Genomic DNA, 18,388 nt, shown 5'->3' with positions numbered 1-18,388 from the left:
CGGGACGACGTCAGGGGACCCACGACGCCAGAACAAATCAAGACCCGGTTCTGTGTACTTCTACCTATTCACCGCCGCGTCCAAGAGCGAGGGTGGAGCGCGGCACGGTGGCCCAGTTGTCACGGTGGCCGACGGCGTTCACGGGGAACGGCGGTGGCGACGGGCGGCGGTGACGGGGGCACGCCGCCCGCCGTCACCACCGCCCCGTCGCCGGACGCCCCGACGCCCCGAGGCCAGCCGACCGCCTCAACGCGCGCCGACCGCCGCCGCGGCGCCCGTCGCCGGACGCCGCCGCAGCGCCCCAGGATCACGCGGGTGGGGTGTCCTGGCCCTTCTTCACGATGCCGAGCTTCGAGCCCAGCCAGACGACCGGGTCGTAGCGGCGGCCGACGACGCGCTCCTTCATCGGGATCAGCGCGTTGTCAGTGATCTTGATGCCCTCGGGGCAGACCTCGGTGCAGCACTTGGTGATGTTGCAGAAGCCGAGCCCGAAGACCTCCTGCGCGATCTCGCGCCGGTCGTCCACGTCCGCCGGGTGCATCTCCAGCTCGGTGATCCGCATCAGGTAGCGCGGCCCGGCGAAGTTCGGCTTGTTCTCGTCGTGGTCGCGGATGACGTGGCAGACGTTGTTGCACAGGAAGCACTCGATGCACTTGCGGAACTCCTGCGAGCGCTCCACGTCCACCTGCTGCATCCGGAACTCGCCCGGCTTGGTGTCGCCGGGGTCGAACGCCGGGATCTGCTGCGCCTTCTCGTAGTTGAACGACACGTCCGTCACCAGGTCGCGGACGACCGGGAAGGTGCGGACGGGCGTGACCGTGACGACCTCGTCCGGCTCGAAGGTGGACATCCGCGTCATGCACATCAGCCGCGGCATGCCGTTCACCTCGGCCGAGCACGAGCCGCACTTGCCCGCCTTGCAGTTCCACCGGACGGCGAGGTCGGGGGCCTGCGTCGCCTGCAGCCGGTGGATGATGTCGAGGACGACCTCGCCCTCGTTCACCTCCACGGTGTAGTCGCGCAGCTCGCCGCGGCCCTCGTCGCCGCGCCACACCCGGAACTTGGCCTCGTAGCTCACTGGCCGTCCTCCTCGCCCGCCGCCTCCGCCGCCTCGGACGCGCCGCCGCCGGGCAGCTCGGCCGCGGTGAGGTACTTCTTCAGCTCGTCGGTCTCGAACAGCCCGATCAGGTCGTCGCGCATCGGCTCCATCGGCTGCCTGCGCAGCTCGACCGACGCCCCGGTCACCGGGTCGGACGCGTCGCCGGACAGCCGGCAGATCAGGTTCACCTTGCGCCAGTCCGCCGACATGACCGGGTAGTCGTCGCGGGTGTGCCCGCCGCGGCTCTCCTGCCGCTCCAGCGCGGCCCGCGCGACCGCCTCCGAGACCAGCAGCATGTTGCGCAGGTCCAGCGCCAGGTGCCAGCCGGGGTGGTAGCCGCGCCCGTCGCCGTCGTCGGATCCCGCGCCGACCGCGACCGGCGCGACCCCGACCTTCGCGACCCGTGCGCGCAGCTTGTCCAGCTTCTCCAGCGCCTCCACGAGCTCGGACTCGGTGCGGATGATGCCGACCAGCTCGTTCATCGTCGCCTGGAGCTCGCCGTGCACCGCGTACGGGTTCTCGCCGTCCGGACGGCCGAACGGGGCGAGCGCCTCCGCGGTGGCCGCCTCGACCTCCGCGTCCGGGACGGCCGGACGCGCGTCCAGACCGTCCAGGTACTCGACCGCGCCGAGGCCCGCGCGCCGGCCGAACACCAGTAGGTCCGACAGCGAGTTGCCGCCGAGCCGGTTCGAGCCGTGCATACCGCCGGAGCACTCGCCCGCCGCGAACAGGCCGGGCACGAGGGCCGCGCCGGTGTCCGGGTCGACCTCGATGCCGCCCATCACGTAGTGGCAGGTCGGGCCGACCTCCATCGCCTCGACCGTGATGTCGACGTCCGCCAGCTCCTTGAACTGGTGGTACATCGACGGCAGCCGGCGCCGGATCTCCTCCGCGCCGCCGGGCATCCGGTCCACGACGGTCAGGTACACGCCGCCGTGCGGCGACCCGCGTCCCGCCTTCACCTCGGAGTTGATGGACCGCGCGACCTCGTCACGCGGCAGCAGCTCCGGCGGGCGGCGGTTGTTGTCCGGGTCGTCGTACCAGCGGTCGCCCTCCTCCTCGGTCGTCGCGTACTTGTCCTTGAAGACCTCGGGGATGTAGTCGAACATGAACCGCTTGCCGTCGGAGTTGCGCAGCACGCCGCGGTCGCCGCGCACCGACTCGGTGACGAGCAGCCCCTTCACCGACGGCGGCCAGACCATCCCGGTCGGGTGGAACTGGACGAACTCCATGTTCAGCAGCGACGCCCCGGCGAGCAGCGCGAGCGCGTGCCCGTCCCCGGTGTACTCCCAGGAGTTGGACGTCACCTTGAACGCCTTGCCGATCCCGCCGGTCGCCATCACGATCGCCGGGGTCTCGAACACCACGAACCTCCCGGACTCGCGGACGTAGGCGAACGCGCCGCAGATCCGCCCGTCCGCGTCCTTCAGCAGCCGGGTCACGGTCGTCTCGGCCCACACCTTGATCCGCGCGTCGTAGGCGCCGAACTCGCGGTGGTCCTCCTGCTGCAGCGCGACGACCTTCTGCTGCAGCGTCCGGATCATCTCCAGGCCGGTGCGGTCGCCGACGTGCGCCAGCCGCGGGTACTCGTGCCCGCCGAAGTTGCGCTGCGAGATCTTGCCGTCCTTGGTGCGGTCGAACAGCGCGCCCCACGCCTCCAGCTCCCACACCCGGTCGGGGGCCTCCTTGGCGTGCAGCTCGGCCATCCGCCAGTTGTTGAGGAACTTCCCGCCGCGCATCGTGTCGCGGAAGTGGACCTGCCAGTTGTCGTTCGGGTTGACGTTGCCCATCGCCGCGGCCGCGCCGCCCTCGGCCATCACCGTGTGCGCCTTGCCGAACAGCGACTTGGAGATGACGGCGACGCTCTTGCCCTGCAGCCGCGCCTCGATCGCCGCGCGCAGCCCGGCCCCGCCCGCGCCGATCACGACGACGTCGTAGGCGTGCCTCTCGATTTCGGTCATCTGGGGGTCCTCAGTTGAAGATTCGCAGGTCGGTGATGGTGCCGCTGGAGACCAGCGCGACGTAGAGATCCGCCACCACCAGCGATCCGAGCGTGATGAGCGCGTACCGGCCGTGCTGCTTGTTCAGCTTCGACACCTGCCCCCACATCCAGTACCGGACCGGGTGCTTGGAGAAGTTCTTCAGCCGTCCGCCGACGATGTGCCGGCAGGAGTGGCAGGACAGGGTGTAGATCCACAGCAGCACCACGTTGGCGAGCAGCACCAGGGTGCCGAGCCCGATCCCGAACCCGCCGTCCTTGCCGTGGAAGGCGCGGACCGCGTCCCAGGTGTTGACCAGCGAGATCAGGAACGCGGCCATCCAGAAGTAGCGGTGCAGGTTCTGGCCGATCAGCGGGAACCGCCGCTCGCCCGAGTACCTCTTGTGGGGCTCGGCCACCGCGCACGCGGGCGGGGACGCCCAGTACGAGCGGTAGTAGGCCTTCCGGTAGTAGTAGCAGGTCAGCCGGAAGAGCAGCAGGAACGGCAGCGACACCGCCGCGAACGGGATCCAGCCGCGCGTCGCCGACGGCAGGAACGTGCCGAACTCGGCGGCGTCGCCGGTGTGCCCGTTGGCGTGCACGTTGCTGCAGATCTCGTTGAAGCAGGGCGAGTAGAACGGCGTCAGGTAGTGGTACTGGGGGACGTAGAACGCCGCTCCCCAGAAGGCCCGGATGGTCGCGTACACCACCCACGCCGTGAAGATCACCAGGGTGGTGACCGGATAGACGCGCCAGTTGTCCCGGCGGAGCGTGCGTTCCTTGATCTGGGCGCGCGCTTTGCCTGGCGCCTCCACTGTGCTCATCGATCGCTCTCCTGAGCTCGGGTCGGGGTCTCGGGGTCGTCTCCCCGCTGGGGTGGTTCCCCGTTCTCGCGCCTCCGGGGGATGTGACCCTACGCCACGGTCCCGCGACTGTGACACACATAACAACGACGCCACCGTGTGACCCTGCACACATGCCCGCCTGCGGTTCTGCCCGTTCCCGGCCGCATCTCACTCATAACCAGCATTTATGGCTGAGCGGAATCGAGACGAGCGCGAACGGGCATGATCGTTTAACTCGGACACTGCGCTATAGCGATGCCGAAACGCGACGAAGCCCCGCGACCGGATCGGTCGCGGGGCTTCGTCGAGAGCGTCGCGCGGCTTCGCGGAGAGCGGGACGGCCTACTTCTTCGTGCCACCTCCGGCTGCTGCCCTTGTCTACTTCTTCTTGCCGCCGACGGTGGCCTTCAGGAAGTCCCGGTTGAGCGACGAGATGACGTCGAGCGGGATGCCCTTGGGGCAGGCGACGGTGCACTCGCCGGTGTTGGTGCAGCCGCCGAAGCCGGCGTCGTCGTGGGTCTCCAGCATGGAGACGACGCGGTCCCAGCGCTCGGGCTGGCCCTGCGGCATGAGGCCGAGGTGGGTGACCTTGGCGCCGAGGAACAGCGCGGCCGAGCCGTTCGGGCAGGCCGCGACGCAGGCGCCGCAGCCGATGCACTCGGCGGCCTCGAAGGCGGCGTCGGCGTCCGGCTTGGGCACCGGGACCGAGTGCGCCTCGGGGGCGGTGCCGGTCGGCGCGGTGATGTAGCCGCCGGACTGGATGATCTTGTCGAACGCGGACCGGTCCACGACCAGGTCCTTGACGACCGGGAAGGCCCGGGCGCGCCACGGCTCGACGTCGATGACCTCGCCGTCCTTGAACTTGCGCATGTGCAGCTGGCAGGTGGTGGTCGCCCGCTCCGGACCGTGCGGGGTGCCGTTGATCACCAGCGAGCACATGCCGCAGATGCCCTCGCGGCAGTCGTGGTCGAACGCGACGGGCTCCTCGCCCTCGGTGATCAGCCGCTCGTTGAGGACGTCCAGCATCTCCAGGAACGAGGCGTCCGGGGAGATGTCGTCGATCGGGTACTCGACCATCCGGCCCTCGTCGTTCGGGTCCGTCTGGCGCCAGATGCGCAGGGTGAGCTTCATTACTTGTACGACCTCTGCGTCGGGTGAACGTATTCGAATTCGAGGGCTTCCCGGTGCAGGACGGGCTTGGTGCCCGCCCCGCCCCACTCCCAGGCCGCGACGTAGGAGAAGTGCTCGTCGTCGCGCTTGGCCTCGCCGTCCTCGTCCTGGGACTCGGCGCGGAAGTGGCCGCCGCAGGACTCCGAGCGGTGCAGGGCGTCCACGACCATGAGCTCGCCGAGCTCCAGGAAGTCGGCGACGCGGCCGGCCTTCTCCAGCTCCTTGTTGAGCTCCTCGCCCTTGCCGGTGACCTTGACGTTCTCCCAGAACTCCTTGCGGAGCGCCGGGATCAGCTCCAGGGCCTTGCGCAGGCCCTCCTCGGTCCGCTCCATGCCGCAGTACTCCCACATGATGTGGCCGAGCTCGCGGTGGAAGGAGTCGACGGTGCGGGTGCCGTTGATCGAGAGCAGCTTCTCGACCTGCGCGGAGACCCGCTCCTCGGCCTCGGCGATGGCGGTCTCGGAGACCTCGTCCAGGCCGGTGTTGCGGGCCAGGTAGTCGCCGAGCCCGGTCGGGAGGACGAAGTAGCCGTCCGCGAGGCCCTGCATGAGGGCGGACGCGCCGAGCCGGTTCGCGCCGTGGTCGGAGAAGTTGGCCTCGCCGATGACGAACAGGCCGGGGATGTTGGACTGCAGGTCGTAGTCGACCCACAGGCCGCCCATCGTGTAGTGGACGGCGGGGTAGATGCGCATCGGCACGTCGTAGGGGTTCTCGCCCGTGATGCGCTCGTACATCTCGAAGAGGTTGCCGTACTTGGCCTCGACGGTCTTGCGGCCGAGCCGCGCGATCGCGTCGGCGAAGTCGAGGTAGACGCCCTGCCCGCCGGGGCCGACGCCGCGTCCCTCGTCGCAGACGTTCTTGGCGGCGCGGGACGCGATGTCGCGCGGCACCAGGTTGCCGAAGGACGGGTAGATGCGCTCCAGGTAGTAGTCGCGCTCGTCCTCGGGGATGTCGGCGGCGGCGCGCTCGTCGCCGGCCTTCTTCGGCACCCAGACGCGGCCGTCGTTGCGCAGCGACTCCGACATCAGCGTCAGCTTGGACTGGTGCTCGCCGGAGTAGGGAATGCAGGTCGGGTGGATCTGCGTGTAGCACGGGTTGGCGAAGTAGGCGCCGTGCTTGTGTGCGCGCCAGGACGCGGTGACGTTGGAGCCCATGGCGTTGGTGGACAGGAAGAACACGTTCCCGTAGCCGCCGGACGCCAGCACGACCGCGTCGGCGGTGTAGTGCTTGATCTCGCCGGTGATCAGGTCGCGGACGACGACGCCGCGGGCGCGGCCGTCCTCCATGATCAGGTCGAGCATCTCGTGCCGGGCGTGCAGCTCGACGTTCCCGGCGTCCACCTGCCGCATGAGCGCCTGGTAGGCGCCGAGCAGCAGCTGCTGGCCCGTCTGGCCGCGCGCGTAGAAGGTGCGGGAGACCTGGGTGCCGCCGAAGGAGCGGTTGTCGAGCAGGCCGCCGTACTCGCGGGCGAACGGGACGCCCTGCGCGACGCACTGGTCGATGATCTGGGTGGAGATCTCGGCGAGGCGGTGCACGTTCGACTCGCGGGAGCGGAAGTCGCCGCCCTTCACGGTGTCGTAGAACAGGCGGTGCACCGAGTCGCCGTCGTTGCGGTAGTTCTTGGCGGCGTTGATGCCGCCCTGCGCGGCGATGGAGTGGGCGCGGCGGGGCGAGTCCTGGAAGCAGAACTGGACGACGTGGTAGCCGGCCTCGCCGAGGGTCGCGCCGGCGGACCCGCCCGCCAGGCCCGTCCCGATGACGATGACCTTCTTCTTGCGCTTGTTGGCCGGGTTGACCAGCTTGGCCTCGAACTTGCGGGTGGTCCAGCGGCTCTCGACCGGGCCGGCCGGGGCCTTGGTGTCGGCGATCGGGTCGCCGGTCTCGAAGATGGCGTCGGTCATGGTCAGCTCACCCATCCGAAGGTGACGGAGATCGGCACGGCGATGAAGCCGATCGTGACGACGGCGGCGATGCCTCCGGCGAGGGCGCGCAGCGCGTTGTTGTTGCGCGGCGAGCGCAGCCCGAGGGTCTGGAAGGCGCTCCAGATGCCGTGCCGCAGGTGCAGGCCGACGAGCAGGACGGCGAGGACGTACCAGACGGTGATGTACCAGCGGGAGGCGTCGAAGTCGGCGACGACCCGGTCGTACGGGGTGGCGTCAGAGCCCTTGGGGTTCACCGCGTAGAACGTCAGGTCCAGCAGGTGCCAGATGACGAACAGCAGGATGATCACGCCGCCGTAGCGCATGGTGTGCGTGGCGTAGCCCTGCGCGTGCGACTTCTTCTTGCCGTGGTACTTCACGGGCCGAGCCGCGCTCGCGCGCCGGGCCAGCGAGACCGCGGACCACATGTGCAGCAGGACGGAGACGCCGAGCACGACCTCAAGGAGGGTCAGCACGGTGCGCCGGGGGACGGCGGGCTCGCCCATCGTGCGCAGCCAGTGCGCGTAGTGGTCGAAGTCGCCGGCGCCAAGGAAGATCTTGAGGTTCCCGATCATGTGCGCGATCAGGAAGCCGACGAGGATCGCCCCCGTCACCGCCATGACCGCCTTCTTGCCCACGGTCGATCTGTAGATCGCAGTACTCGCTATAGCCACGGCTCAGAAAGTAGGGCGACCTGGGCGAAGAGGGCCAAGTCATGGAGGCACTCGTTTCCATAGCCAGCGGCTATGACCCGCTGCGACCAGGGTGTCGTGACCGTTCGGTGATCACGCATCGTGACAGAGTTCACACGGCCCTCGGGAACTACAGGCCGTAGTACATCATGCTCTACGCGCTGTAGTAGATAAAACCGCAGGTGACGTGGGTCACAGCCCGGTCGGTCGGGTGTCCCGCGGCGCGAGGTCGGTCGGCGTCCGGCGGCGCGAGGTCTGGCGGCGGCCGGGTTCGGCGGCGCGAGGACAGCCGATGGGCGGTCAGTGGTGGGAGAGGAGGACGACGGCGAGGTCGTCGGTGAGGGCGTCGCCGTTGAGGCGCTCGACGCCGGAGACCAGGTCGTCCAGCAGCGCGCGGCCGACCAGGCCCCGCCCGGACGCCTGGCGGGCCAGGTCCACCAGGCCCTCGGTGCCGAGCCGGGCGGACGTGCCGTCCCCGGTGTGGCCCTCGATCAGGCCGTCGGTGTAGAGCATCAGGCTCCACGTCTCGCCGAGCTCGACCTCGGTCATCGGCCAGTCCGCGTCCGGCACCAGGCCGAGCGCTGGGCCGTGCGCGTAGTCCGGCAGCGCCATGACCCGCCCGCCGGAGCCGGAATCGGCTTCGGGACCGGAGCCGCTGAACAGGAGCGGCGCGGGATGGCCGGCCAGGTACATGCGGGCCGTCCGGCGGGACGGGGCGACCGTGACCATGCACAGGGTCGTGAACGTCTCGTCGCTGCGCCGCTCGTGCCCGAGGACGGTGTCGAGGGTGCCGAGCAGCTGCTCGCCGGTGTGCCCGGCGAGGACGAGCGTCCGCCACGCCATGCGGAGCTGGACGCCGAGCGCCGCCTCGTCCGGTCCGTGCCCGGAAACATCGGCGATCATGAGGTGGACGGCGCCGCCCTCGGTCTGCACGGTGTCGTAGAAGTCGCCGCCGAGCAGCGCGCGGGACCGGCCGGGCCGGTACCGGGTGTGGTGCGAGAGGGACGGGTCGTCGATCAGCGGGACGGGCAGCAGCCCGCGCTCCAGCCGGGCGTTCTCGGCCGCCATCAGCCGCGCCTCGACCAGCCGCCGCTCGCTCTCGTCCGCGCGCCGCCGCTCGATGCCGTAGCGCACCGCGCGGGCCAGCAGCGGACCGTCGATCTCCCGCTTGACCAGGTAGTCCTCGGCTCCGGCGGCGACCGCGCGGACACCGAGGGTGACGTCGTCCACCCCGGTCAGCACGATCACCGCGGCGGTTCCGGAAACGGCCAGCATCCGGCGCAGGCCGGTCAGCCGGTCGTCCTCGGGCCCGGACAGGTCGATCAGGATGCACTGGGTGCGGCGGGACACCTTGCGGCGCGCCTCGTCCACCGAGGCGGCGACGGTCAGCGCGACGTCCAGCCCGGCCTCGGTGAGCATCTTCTCCACCATCAGCACGTCCGCGGGGTCGCCGAAAACGGCCAGCAACTCGACGGTCTCGGGCTGGCCGGGCGGGAGGGCGGGACGGCGGGGAGTGGTCACGACCCGAGGGAGGCTAGCCGGTCCCGCGCGTGCCGCGCACCTCCCAGGATGCCCGTAATGGGCCGGAAGCCCGTGCCGCCAGGGCGTCCGGCGGCGAAAAAATGAGTCGTGCGGGCCGGAGGCCGCCGCATACCTTCGCAGGGTGAAGGAGTTGCCGGTTTCGGACCCGGGCACCCCCGACCACACCTCCCCGACGCGCTACCTGCTCTGGCTCGTGCGCGTGCAGAGGCGGAGCGTGATCGGCGTCGCGGTGCTCGGTTCGCTGTTCTTCCTCTCCCCGGCCCTGATGCCCGCCGTGATCGGTCGCGCCATCGACGACGGGGTGGCCGGGGAGGACACGGGCGCGCTGCTGCGCTGGGCGGGCGTGCTGTCGGCGCTCGGCGTCCTGCAGATGGTGTCGAGCGTCACCCGGCACCGGCTGGCCGTCTTCAACTGGCTGTCGGCCGCCTACCGGACGATCCAGATCGTCACGCGGCAGACGACCCGGCTCGGCGCGACGCTGCCCAAGCGGCTCACCGCGGGCGAGGTCGTCAGCGTCGGGATCTCCGACGTGGCCCGGCTCGGCGACGTCCTGGACATCGTCGGCCGCGGCACCGGCTCGGTCGTCGCGATCGCGGTGGTCGCCGTCCTGCTGCTCGTGACGTCCTGGCCGCTGGGCCTGGTCGTGCTGGTCGGGGTGCCGCTGATCCTGGCGCTCGCCGCGCCGCTGCTGCGCCCCTACGAGCGCCGCGAGGACGCGCACCGGGAGCTGGTCAGCGAGCTGAACTCGACGGCCACCGACCTGGTCGCGGGCCTGCGGGTGCTGCGCGGCGTCGGCGGCGAGGGCCTGTTCGCCGAGCGCTACCGGCGCCGGTCGCAGGACGTCCGGCGGGCCGGGGTGCGGGTGGCGTGGGCCGAGTCGCGGATCAGCGGCGCCGAGGTGCTGTTGCCGGGCCTGCTGGTCGCGCTGGTGACCTGGGTCGGGGCGCACTTCGCCCAGGACCACAGGATCACCATCGGTCAGCTCGTCGCGTTCTACGGCTACGCGGTCTTCCTGGTCGAGCCGCTGCGGACGATCGGGGAGATGGCGCAGAAGGTCACCAAGGGCCGCGTCGCCGCCGGGCGCGTCTGCCGGCTGCTGGCCGTCGAGCCCGAGATCACCCTGTCCGGGACCCGGGCCGTCGAGGGCCCGGCCGAGCTGGTGGACGCCGCGTCCGGGCTGGTCGTCCGGCCGGGGCGCGTCACCGCCGTGGCCGCCGCCGACCCGCGCGACGCCGCCGCCGTGGCCGACCGGCTGGGCCGGTACGCCGAGGGCGACGTGACCTACAACGGCGTCCCGCTGGCCGAGGTCGCGGACGTCCGGAGCAAGGTCCTGGTCGCCGTCAACGAGGACCGCCTGTTCTCCGGCCCCCTGCGCAACACGCTCAGCCCGCCGTCCGGGGCCTCTGGCGCGTCCGGGCTCGACGTCGCGATCGAGGCCGCCGCGGCGGACGACATCGTCGAGGTGGACGGCCTGGACGGCCACGTCGCCGAGGCCGGACGGGAGTTCTCCGGCGGCCAGCGGCAGCGGCTCCGGCTCGTCCGGGCGCTCGCCGCCGACCCCGACGTGCTCGTCCTGGTCGAGCCGACGAGCGCGGTCGACGCGCACACCGAGTCCGCGATCGCCGAGCGGATCGGGCGCGCCCGGTCCGGCCGGACGACCGTGATCGCGACCACCAGCCCGCTCGTCCTCGACCGCGCCGACCACGTCGCGTTCGTCGAGCACGGCGAGGTGGTCGCCGAGGGCACGCACCGCGACCTGCTCGACACCGAACCCCGCTATGCCGCCGTCGTCACCCGGGGAGCCTCATGATCCGCCGCTCGCGCGGCCCGTCCCCGGAGGGCGCCTGTCCCGGAGGTCCCGGATGAGCACCGCCATCCTGCCCGTCGCCACCCGCGCCCAGGTGCGCGCGTACGCCGTCGCGCTCGCGCGCCGGCACCCGCGCGCCCTGGCCGGGGCGCTGGCCCTGCACGCCCTCGCCGCGATCTCCGGGCTGGTCGCGCCGCGGCTGCTGGGCGGCCTGGTGGACGGCGTCCGCACCGGCACCGCGCACATCGACGCGGTCGGCGCGGCGATCGCCGGGTTCGTCATCGTCCAGGGTGTCCTGACCCGGTACGCCTACTTCGCGTCCGCGCGGCTCGGCGAGCGGGTCATGGCCGAGCTGCGCGAGGAGTTCGTCGGACGCGTCCTCGGCCTGCCGCTGTCGCGGGTCGAGCGGGCCGGGACGGGCGACCTGGTCAGCCGCACCTCGCGGGACGTCGGGGAGCTGTCCGGCGTGGTCCGCGAGGCCGTCCCGGAGATGGTCATCGGCAGCGTCACGGTCGTCCTCACGCTCGGCGCGCTCGTGCTGACCGGGCCGCTCGTCGCGCTGCCGGTGCTGCTCGGCGTCCCGCCCATCGTGCTCGGCATGCGCTGGTACCTGAAGCGCGCCCGGGACGGCTACCTGCGCGAGGAGGCGGCTTGGGCGGAGCTGACCGACGGCCTCGCCGAGACCGTCCAGGGCGCCCGGACGGTCGAGGCGTTCGGCCTCCAGCGCCGCCGGATCGCCCGCGGCGACGCCGACATCGCCCGCTCCTTCTCCCGCGAGCGCTACACGCTCGGGCTCCGGACCGTCCTGTTCCCGGTCGTCGACGGCGGCTACGTGCTGCCCGTCGTCGGGACGCTGGTCATCGGCGGCCTCCTGCACGCGCACGGCCACGCCACGCTCGGCCAGGTCACCGCCGCGACCCTGTACGTCCAGCAGCTGATCGGCCCCGTGGACATGCTCCTCACCCGCATGGACGAGGTGCAGATCGGCGGCGCGTCCCTGGCCCGCCTGCTCGGCGTCGGGAACGTCCCGGCCGACCGTGTCCCGACCTCCGCGCGCCCGGACGGCGAGCGGATCGCGGTCCGCGACGTCCGGTACGCCTACCGTCCCGGCCACGACGTCCTGCACGGCGTGGACCTGGCGCTGCGTCCGGGGGAGCGGCTCGCGATGGTCGGACCGTCCGGCGCGGGCAAGTCCACCCTCGGCCGCCTGGTCGCGGGCATCGACGGCCCGCGCTCCGGCGCGGTCGAGGTCGGCGACGACGCGCCCGTCCCGCTCGTGGAGCTGCCGCTGGACGAGCTGCGCGGCCACGTCGCCCTGGTCACCCAGGAGCACCACGTCTTCCGCGGCACCCTGCGCGACAACCTGGTGATGGCCAACCCGGACGCCACCGACGACCAGATCCGCGCCGCCCTCGAAGCCGTCGACTGGGACGGCCCGGACCTCACCGTCCAGGTCGGCGCGGCCGGCGAGGACCTCTCCCCGGCGCAGGCCCAGCAGCTCGCGCTGGCCCGGCTCGTCCTCGCCGACCCGCACACCCTCGTCCTGGACGAGGCGACGTCCCTGCTGGACCCGAGAGCGGCCCGCCGCCTGGAGCGCTCGCTGGCCGCCGTCCTGGACGGCCGGACGGTCGTCGCCATCGCCCACCGCCTCCACACCGCCCACGACGCCGACCGCGTAGCCGTCGTCGAAGGCGGCCGCATCACCGAACTGGGCACCCACGAGGACCTGCTGGCCGAGAACGGCAGCTACGCCGCCCTCTGGACCTCCTGGCACGGCGACCGCCAACCCGCCGACAACCCCTAACCAGCCCCACCCAGGTACACGCGGCAACGGCAAACCACACCCGCAGCGTCGCGTCTCACGCGCCCTGGCACGTGCATGCGAGCCATTCCAGCCCGCGCAGCACACCAGGGCCTCGCGTGTGCTTCCTGTGTGTGGTGCGGTGTGGCGTTTGCGGGACGGGTGTTGCTACGCCGTGTGTCCGGGGCCGTCTAGGCCCCGGACACACGGCTTGGTTTTTTAGGCCAGGGATTTCCGCAGCCAGTCGACCTGTAGGTGGAGGAGGTTCTCGGCGACGACCTCCTGCGGGGTCATGTGGGTGACACCCGACAGGGGGAGGACGGTGTGGGGGCGGCCCGCGGCCAGGAGGGCCGAGGAGAGGCGCAGGGTGTGCGCGGCCACCACGTTGTCGTCGGCGAGGCCGTGGATGAGCAGGAGCGGGCGGGTGAGCTTCGCGGCCAGCTCGATGAGGGAGTTGGCGGCGTAGGACTCCGGCTCCTCCTCGGGGAGGCCGAGGTAGCGCTCGGTGTAGTGGGTGTCGTAGAGCGTCCAGTCGGTGACCGGGGCGCCGGCGACGGCGGCGTGGAAGACGTCCGGGCGGGCCAGCACGGCGAGCGCGGCGAGCCAGCCGCCGAAGGACCAGCCGCGGACGGCGACGCGGTCGAGGTCGAGCGCGGCGGGGTGGCGGCGGGCGGCCTCCTCCAGCGCGGCGACCTGGTCCTCCAGGACGGGCGTGACGAAGTCGCCGCGGACCGCGCGCTCCCAGGCGACGCCGCGGCCCGGGGTGCCCCGGCCGTCCGCGATCACCACGGCGAAGCCCTGGTCGGCGAGCCACTGCGGCTCGCAGTAGGCGCGCTGGACGGCCAGGACGCGCTGCGCGTGCGGGCCGCCGTAGGGGTCCATGAGGACGGGCAGCCGGCCCTGCTCCGGTGTCCAGCCGGTGGGCAGGACGACCGCCGTGCGGACGCCGCGCTCGCCGGCGCGCAGCAGCTCGACCCGCGGCGTGATCACCGGGGTCTCGGCGCGGGACTCGATCGGGAAGGTGCCGGACGGCCCGCGGACCTCGGTGAGCGTGCCGAGGGCGTCCAGCCGCGAGCCGGTGACCACGGTCAGGTCGCCCGACGCGACCGCGGAGAAGACGCCCTGGCCCGAGGTGAGCTGCGTCACCTCCCCGTCGGCGTACCGGTGCACGTGGATCTCGGTCGGCTCCGTGGACGCGGTGAACAGCACCGTGCCGCCCTCGACGCCCAGCACCGAGCGGACCTGGAGGCCGGGCGGGGTGACGGCCTCGCCGCCGATGGTGAGGCGCCGCGTGTCAGCTTGGTGGTCTTCGATCGTCCAGACGAGGTCGCCGGTGCCGGTGCGGGCCGGGACGCCGGGGACGATCTCGGTCCAGACCGGGTCGTGGCCGGTGTGCAGCAGCGCGGTCTCGCCGTTCAGCGGGTCGACGGTGAGCACCCGCTGGGCGCGCTGGTCGCGGGTCTGGACGACGATCAGCGGGCCGCGCGAGTCCCAGGACGCGGTGGTCAGGTAGGGGTACTGGCCGCGGTCCCAGGACACCGAGGCGCGGCCCTCGCCGTCCGCCTTGAGCAGGACGAGCGAAACGATCGCGTTGGGCGTCCCGGCGGCCGGGTAGGCGATCTCGGTGGCGGGGCTGTCGGGGTTGGCAGGGTCGGCGATCGTCCAGCGCTGGACGGGCGTCTCGTCCACCCGGGCGGCGAGCAGGGTCGAGCCGTCCGGTGACCACCAGTGGCCGCGCATCCGCTGCATCTCCTCGGCGGCGATGAACTCGGCCAGGCCGTAGGAGATCTGCTCGCTCTCGGGCGTGATCAGGGCGCGGTCGTCCGTGCCGTCCGCGCCGATCACCCGGACGGTGCGGGCGGAGACGTAGGCCACGCGGCGCCCGGCCGGGTCGAGCCGCGGGTCGAACACCGGGGTCCGCGCGGGCAGCTCGCGGGTCTCGCCGGACTCCAGGTCGGTGAGGAACAGCTGTCCGCCGAGGCTGAACACCGCCTGCCGGACGGCCGAGTCGGTCGCGAAGCCGACGATGCCGCCCGCGCCCTCGCGGGCCCGCTCGCGCCGGGCGCGCTCCTCGGCGGGCAGGTTCGCCTCGCCCGCCACCGACAGCGCGGCGGGGTCGGCGACCAGCGTCTCCGCGCCGGTCGCCGGGTCGAGCGTCCACAGGCAGGTGACGGGGTCGTCGCCCGCCTTCGTCCGCAGGAACGCCACCCGGGACCCGTCGGGCGCGATCTGGAAGGCGCGCGGGACGCCCAGGGTGAAGCGGCGGGTGCGGGCGGTCTGCCGCGGATAGCTGATGCTCATGGTGCGAAGTCTGCCAGCCGCCCCCGATCCTTCCGGGCGGGAGCCCGGCCGACTCGCTGCTTTGCGGCTTTTATATGGGTATGGTCCCGCAGGGTGAACGCGGGGTGGGCGGACGCGTGCTCGCGTAAGCTCATACCTCGCCCAGCGCCGAAGCGTCGCCAGTCGCCCGCCGAAGGAGTAGTTCCATGCCGGACATGCAGCCGGGAGATCCCCGGCGGCTGGGGTCCTACGACCTGACCGAACGTCTCGGAGAGGGCGGTCAGGGCGTCGTCTACCTCGGCGTGGACCCGTCCGGCGCGAAGGCGGCGATCAAGCTGCTGCGCGCCGACCTCGCCGCCGACGACCAGGCCCGCCACCGGTTCGTGCGGGAGTCCCAGGCGGCCATGCAGGTCGCCCGGTTCTGCACCGCGCAGGTGCTGGAGGCCGACGTCGCGGGCGACCAGCCGTGGATCGCCAGCGAGTACGTGCCCGGCCCGTCGCTGTACAGGCAGGTCACCGAGCAGGGGCCGATCACCGGGGCGGCGCTGGAGCGGCTCGCCATCGGCACCGCGACCGCGCTGGTGGCGATCCACCAGGCGGGCATCGTGCACCGCGACTTCAAGCCGCACAACGTGATCATGGCCCCGGACGGCCCGCGCGTGATCGACTTCGGCATCGCGCGCGCCCTGGACGCGGGCCAGACCAACGCGACCAAGGCGATCGGCACCCCGTCCTACATGGCCCCCGAGCAGGTCGCCGGGCAGCGGCTCACCGAGGCCGTGGACGTCTGGGCCTGGGGCTCGACCATGGTGTTCGCCGCGACCGGGCGCCCGCCGTTCGGCGACGACACCGTGGTCGCGGTGATCAACCGGGTGATGAACGAGCCGCCCTCGCTGGACGGCCTGCCGCCCGAGCTGCACAACCTGATCGCCGCCTGCCTGGTCAAGGACCCGGCGCGGCGGCCGACCGCGCAGCAGCTGATGATGGCGCTCATCGGCAGCGGCGGCCCTGGCGGCACCGGCGGCGTGCCGGGCGCCACCGCGCTGGACGACCCGGCCCAGGCGACCGCCCTGCTGGCGGGCGGCGCAGCGGCGGCCGCCGGTGGCGCCGCCGCGACCCGGATGGCCCCGGCGGGCGCGTACGACCAGGGCGGCTACGCCCCGACCCACGCGATGGGCGGCGGTGGCGCGACCCTGCCTCCGGTCGCCGGGTACGAGGACGCTTACCGCGGCGGCGGTGGCGGCGGTCGGCGCGGCGACTGGGAGCCGGAGAAGAAGTCCAAGGGCCCGATCATCGCGGCCGTCGTCGCGATCCTGGTCCTCGCGGCCGTGGTCGGCATCGCGGTCGCGAACATGGGCGGCGGCGGGCACGGCAACACGCCCGGCAACCAGAACTCGTCGGTGACCGACACCCCGTCCGACAGCAACACCGACGACTCCACCGAGCCGTCCTCGCCGAGCGAGAGCCACACTCGGACGCACCGCCCGACGCACACCAGCACCCCGACCGACACGAGCACGCCCACCGACCCCCCCACGGACACGCCGACGCACACCCCGACCCACAGCCCGTCGCACTCGCCGTCCCACAGCCCGACCTCCCCGCCCGCCAGCGGCGGCGGCGCGGGCGGCGCGGGCGGCAACTGAGCGCCTCCAGGGCCGGGACGCTCCGGACGTGACGACGGTCACGTCCGGAGCGTGACGTTTCGCGCACGTACCGGGGAAGGGTGGGAGCCGAGAACGGTCCCACGCGTTAGTAGGCTCAATGGTCATGAAGGAGCCGCGCATCCTGTTCGTGCACGCCCATCCCGATGACGAGTCCATCGGGACCGGGGCGACCATGGCCAAGTACGCGGCCGAGGGCGCCCACGTCACCCTCGTCACCTGCACGCTGGGCGAGGAGGGCGAGGTCATCCCGGACGAGCTGCGCCACCTCGCCGCCGACAAGGAGGACCGGCTCGGCGAGTTCCGCATCGGCGAGCTCGCCGCCGCCTGCGCGGCGCTCGGCGTGGCCGACCACCGGTTCCTCGGCGGCGCGGGCCGCTGGCGCGACTCCGGGATGATGGGCGCGCCCAGCAACGACGACCCGAACTGCTTCTGGCGCGCCGACCTGGACGAGGCCGCCGGGGCGCTCGCCGAGATCGTCCGGGAGGTCCGGCCGCAGGTGGTGGTCAGCTACGACGACCGCGGCAACTACGGGCATCCCGACCACATCCAGGCGCACCGCGTCACCCACCGCGCCTTCGCGCTGGCCGCCGACCCGTCCTTCACGGGCGAGGGCCGGGAGCCCTGGAAGGTCGCCAAGCTGTACGCGTACGCGACGCCCCGCACCGTCCTGGTCCGGGCGATCGCGGTGATGCGCGAGGCGCGGCTGCCGTTCCCGCGCGTCGCCACCCTGGACGAGCTGGGCTCCGGCGTCCCGGACGACGCGATCACCAGCGTCGTGGACGCCCGCCCCTACCTGGCGCGCAAGCTCGCGGCGCTGCGCGCGCACCGCACCCAGATCGTCGTCGCGCCCGAGGGGACCGGGCCGTTCTTCGCGCTGTCGAACAACCTCGCGCAGCAGGCGTTCGGCACCGAGTACTACGTCCTGCTCGACGGTGAGCGCGGCCCGTCCGGCCCCGGCGGCCGCGAGACCGACCTCTTCGCCGGCCTGACCTGACACCTCACCGCCCGGCCCTGCCCGCCGCCGGGGCTCTGCTCGCCGGGACGGTCTGGCGGCTTCGGCGGACGGAGCCGCCCGGAGCCTGGCTAGGCTGGCGGCGTGAACGAGGACGACGCCACTTCGCTGCGGACCGGTGAGCGCGCCGCGCCGCCCGCTCCGGCCACCGGGCCGCCGCCCGCCCTGTACGCCCTGGTCTCCGGCCTGGCCTACGGGATGCTCGCCGCGCTGGGCGCCGTGGCCGGGACCGTCGGCTCGTTCTGCCAGGACTGGTCGGTCGCGTCGCTGCCGCTGCCGTCGGTCGGGCTGTGCGTCCTGCTGTTCGGGCTCGTCCTCGGCGCCGGGTTCGGGATGGGCGGCAAGCTCGGCGGGGTCGCCCCCGCGGCCGCCTGGATGATCGTGACTTTCGTCATGTCGTCCAAGCAGGCGGAGGGCGATCTGGTGATCCCCGGCACGATGGCGGGGTACGTCTACATCATCGGCGGGATGGTCGCGGCCCTGGTCGCGATAGCCGTCGTGCCCTCCAGGCGGGAGCCCGGCCAGTGGCTCACCGGCCAGTGGCTCACCGGAGGCGGTGGCGATACCCGCGGGTAG

13 protein-coding genes are annotated in these 18,388 nt (G+C 72.5%); 5 read left to right on the top strand and 8 right to left on the bottom strand.

What is annotated here, in order from left to right; translation table 11 throughout:
- Positions 1-307 precede the first annotated feature (307 nt).
- The 7 genes from FHU30_RS09810 to FHU30_RS09780 all read right to left on the bottom strand — a co-directional run bounded on the left by FHU30_RS09810 (position 308) and on the right by FHU30_RS09780 (position 9,224).
- Positions 308-1,078 carry a succinate dehydrogenase/fumarate reductase iron-sulfur subunit gene (locus FHU30_RS09810; RefSeq protein WP_253874275.1) on the bottom strand — a complete coding sequence of 257 codons (771 nt, stop codon included), beginning with the start codon at positions 1,076-1,078 and terminating at the stop codon, positions 308-310.
- Positions 1,075-3,060 (bottom strand): fumarate reductase/succinate dehydrogenase flavoprotein subunit, encoded by a 1,986-nt coding sequence (locus FHU30_RS09805; RefSeq protein WP_253874273.1) that lies wholly within the window; start codon positions 3,058-3,060, stop codon positions 1,075-1,077. The genes FHU30_RS09810 and FHU30_RS09805 overlap by 4 nt, the downstream gene beginning before the upstream one ends.
- A 10-nt stretch (positions 3,061-3,070) precedes the next feature.
- Positions 3,071-3,901 carry a succinate dehydrogenase subunit SdhC gene (sdhC, locus tag FHU30_RS09800; RefSeq protein WP_253874271.1) on the bottom strand — a complete coding sequence of 277 codons (831 nt, stop codon included), beginning with the start codon at positions 3,899-3,901 and terminating at the stop codon, positions 3,071-3,073.
- Positions 3,902-4,300: 399 nt separating this feature from the next.
- On the bottom strand, positions 4,301-5,053 hold the full coding sequence (locus FHU30_RS09795; protein ID WP_253874269.1) for a succinate dehydrogenase/fumarate reductase iron-sulfur subunit: 753 nt from the start codon (positions 5,051-5,053) through the stop codon (positions 4,301-4,303).
- A complete protein-coding gene (locus FHU30_RS09790) occupies positions 5,053-6,993 on the bottom strand; it encodes a fumarate reductase/succinate dehydrogenase flavoprotein subunit (RefSeq protein ID WP_253874267.1) in 1,941 nt (646 codons plus the stop codon). Before FHU30_RS09790 ends, FHU30_RS09795 begins: the two co-directional genes overlap by 1 nt.
- Before the next feature lie 2 nt (positions 6,994-6,995).
- A complete protein-coding gene (locus FHU30_RS09785; RefSeq protein ID WP_308211251.1) occupies positions 6,996-7,649 on the bottom strand; it encodes a succinate dehydrogenase cytochrome b subunit in 654 nt (217 codons plus the stop codon).
- A 354-nt stretch (positions 7,650-8,003) separates the two neighbouring features.
- Positions 8,004-9,224, bottom strand: coding sequence for a PP2C family protein-serine/threonine phosphatase (locus tag FHU30_RS09780; RefSeq protein ID WP_253874265.1), 1,221 nt, complete (start codon positions 9,222-9,224; stop codon positions 8,004-8,006).
- 142 nt (positions 9,225-9,366) lie between these two features.
- Between FHU30_RS09780 and FHU30_RS09775 the strand changes: the two genes are divergently transcribed.
- Both FHU30_RS09775 and FHU30_RS09770 read left to right on the top strand, forming a co-directional pair.
- Positions 9,367-11,055, top strand: coding sequence for an ABC transporter transmembrane domain-containing protein (locus FHU30_RS09775; RefSeq protein WP_253874263.1), 1,689 nt, complete (start codon positions 9,367-9,369; stop codon positions 11,053-11,055).
- Positions 11,056-11,107: 52 nt separating this feature from the next.
- On the top strand, positions 11,108-12,856 hold the full coding sequence (locus tag FHU30_RS09770) for an ABC transporter ATP-binding protein (RefSeq protein WP_253874261.1): 1,749 nt from the start codon (positions 11,108-11,110) through the stop codon (positions 12,854-12,856).
- A gap of 216 nt (positions 12,857-13,072) precedes the next feature.
- Here FHU30_RS09770 and FHU30_RS09765 read toward each other — a convergent pair whose 3' ends face one another.
- Positions 13,073-15,154 (bottom strand): S9 family peptidase, encoded by a 2,082-nt coding sequence (locus tag FHU30_RS09765; protein WP_253874259.1) that lies wholly within the window; start codon positions 15,152-15,154, stop codon positions 13,073-13,075.
- 185 nt (positions 15,155-15,339) lie between these two features.
- Between FHU30_RS09765 and FHU30_RS09760 the strand changes: the two genes are divergently transcribed.
- From FHU30_RS09760 to FHU30_RS09750, 3 genes are all read left to right on the top strand, one after another.
- Positions 15,340-16,779: a serine/threonine-protein kinase gene (locus FHU30_RS09760; RefSeq protein ID WP_253874257.1), complete on the top strand. Its 1,440-nt coding sequence runs from the start codon at positions 15,340-15,342 to the stop codon at positions 16,777-16,779.
- 124 nt (positions 16,780-16,903) lie between these two features.
- Positions 16,904-17,794, top strand: coding sequence for an N-acetyl-1-D-myo-inositol-2-amino-2-deoxy-alpha-D-glucopyranoside deacetylase (mshB, locus tag FHU30_RS09755; protein ID WP_253874255.1), 891 nt, complete (start codon positions 16,904-16,906; stop codon positions 17,792-17,794).
- Positions 17,795-17,896: 102 nt separating this feature from the next.
- Entirely contained in the window at positions 17,897-18,388 is a 492-nt protein-coding gene (locus tag FHU30_RS09750; RefSeq protein ID WP_253874253.1) for a DUF6113 family protein, read from the top strand.

The organism is Actinomadura rupiterrae (assembly GCF_024172125.1).
Lineage (GTDB): Bacteria > Actinomycetota > Actinomycetes > Streptosporangiales > Streptosporangiaceae > Spirillospora > Spirillospora rupiterrae.
This window is presented reverse-complemented; position numbering and strand designations above follow the sequence as displayed.

Coding starts and splice junctions, on each gene's coding strand:
- FHU30_RS09790 (WP_253874267.1), bottom strand. CDS start 6,993: ATGACCGACGCCATCTTCGAGACCGGCGACCCGATCGCCGACACCAAG.
- FHU30_RS09795 (WP_253874269.1), bottom strand. CDS start 5,053: ATGAAGCTCACCCTGCGCATCTGGCGCCAGACGGACCCGAACGACGAG.
- FHU30_RS09770 (WP_253874261.1), top strand. CDS start 11,108: ATGAGCACCGCCATCCTGCCCGTCGCCACCCGCGCCCAGGTGCGCGCG.
- FHU30_RS09760 (WP_253874257.1), top strand. CDS start 15,340: ATGCCGGACATGCAGCCGGGAGATCCCCGGCGGCTGGGGTCCTACGAC.
- FHU30_RS09805 (WP_253874273.1), bottom strand. CDS start 3,060: ATGACCGAAATCGAGAGGCACGCCTACGACGTCGTCGTGATCGGCGCG.
- mshB (WP_253874255.1), top strand. CDS start 16,904: ATGAAGGAGCCGCGCATCCTGTTCGTGCACGCCCATCCCGATGACGAG.
- sdhC (WP_253874271.1), bottom strand. CDS start 3,901: ATGAGCACAGTGGAGGCGCCAGGCAAAGCGCGCGCCCAGATCAAGGAA.
- FHU30_RS09765 (WP_253874259.1), bottom strand. CDS start 15,154: ATGAGCATCAGCTATCCGCGGCAGACCGCCCGCACCCGCCGCTTCACC.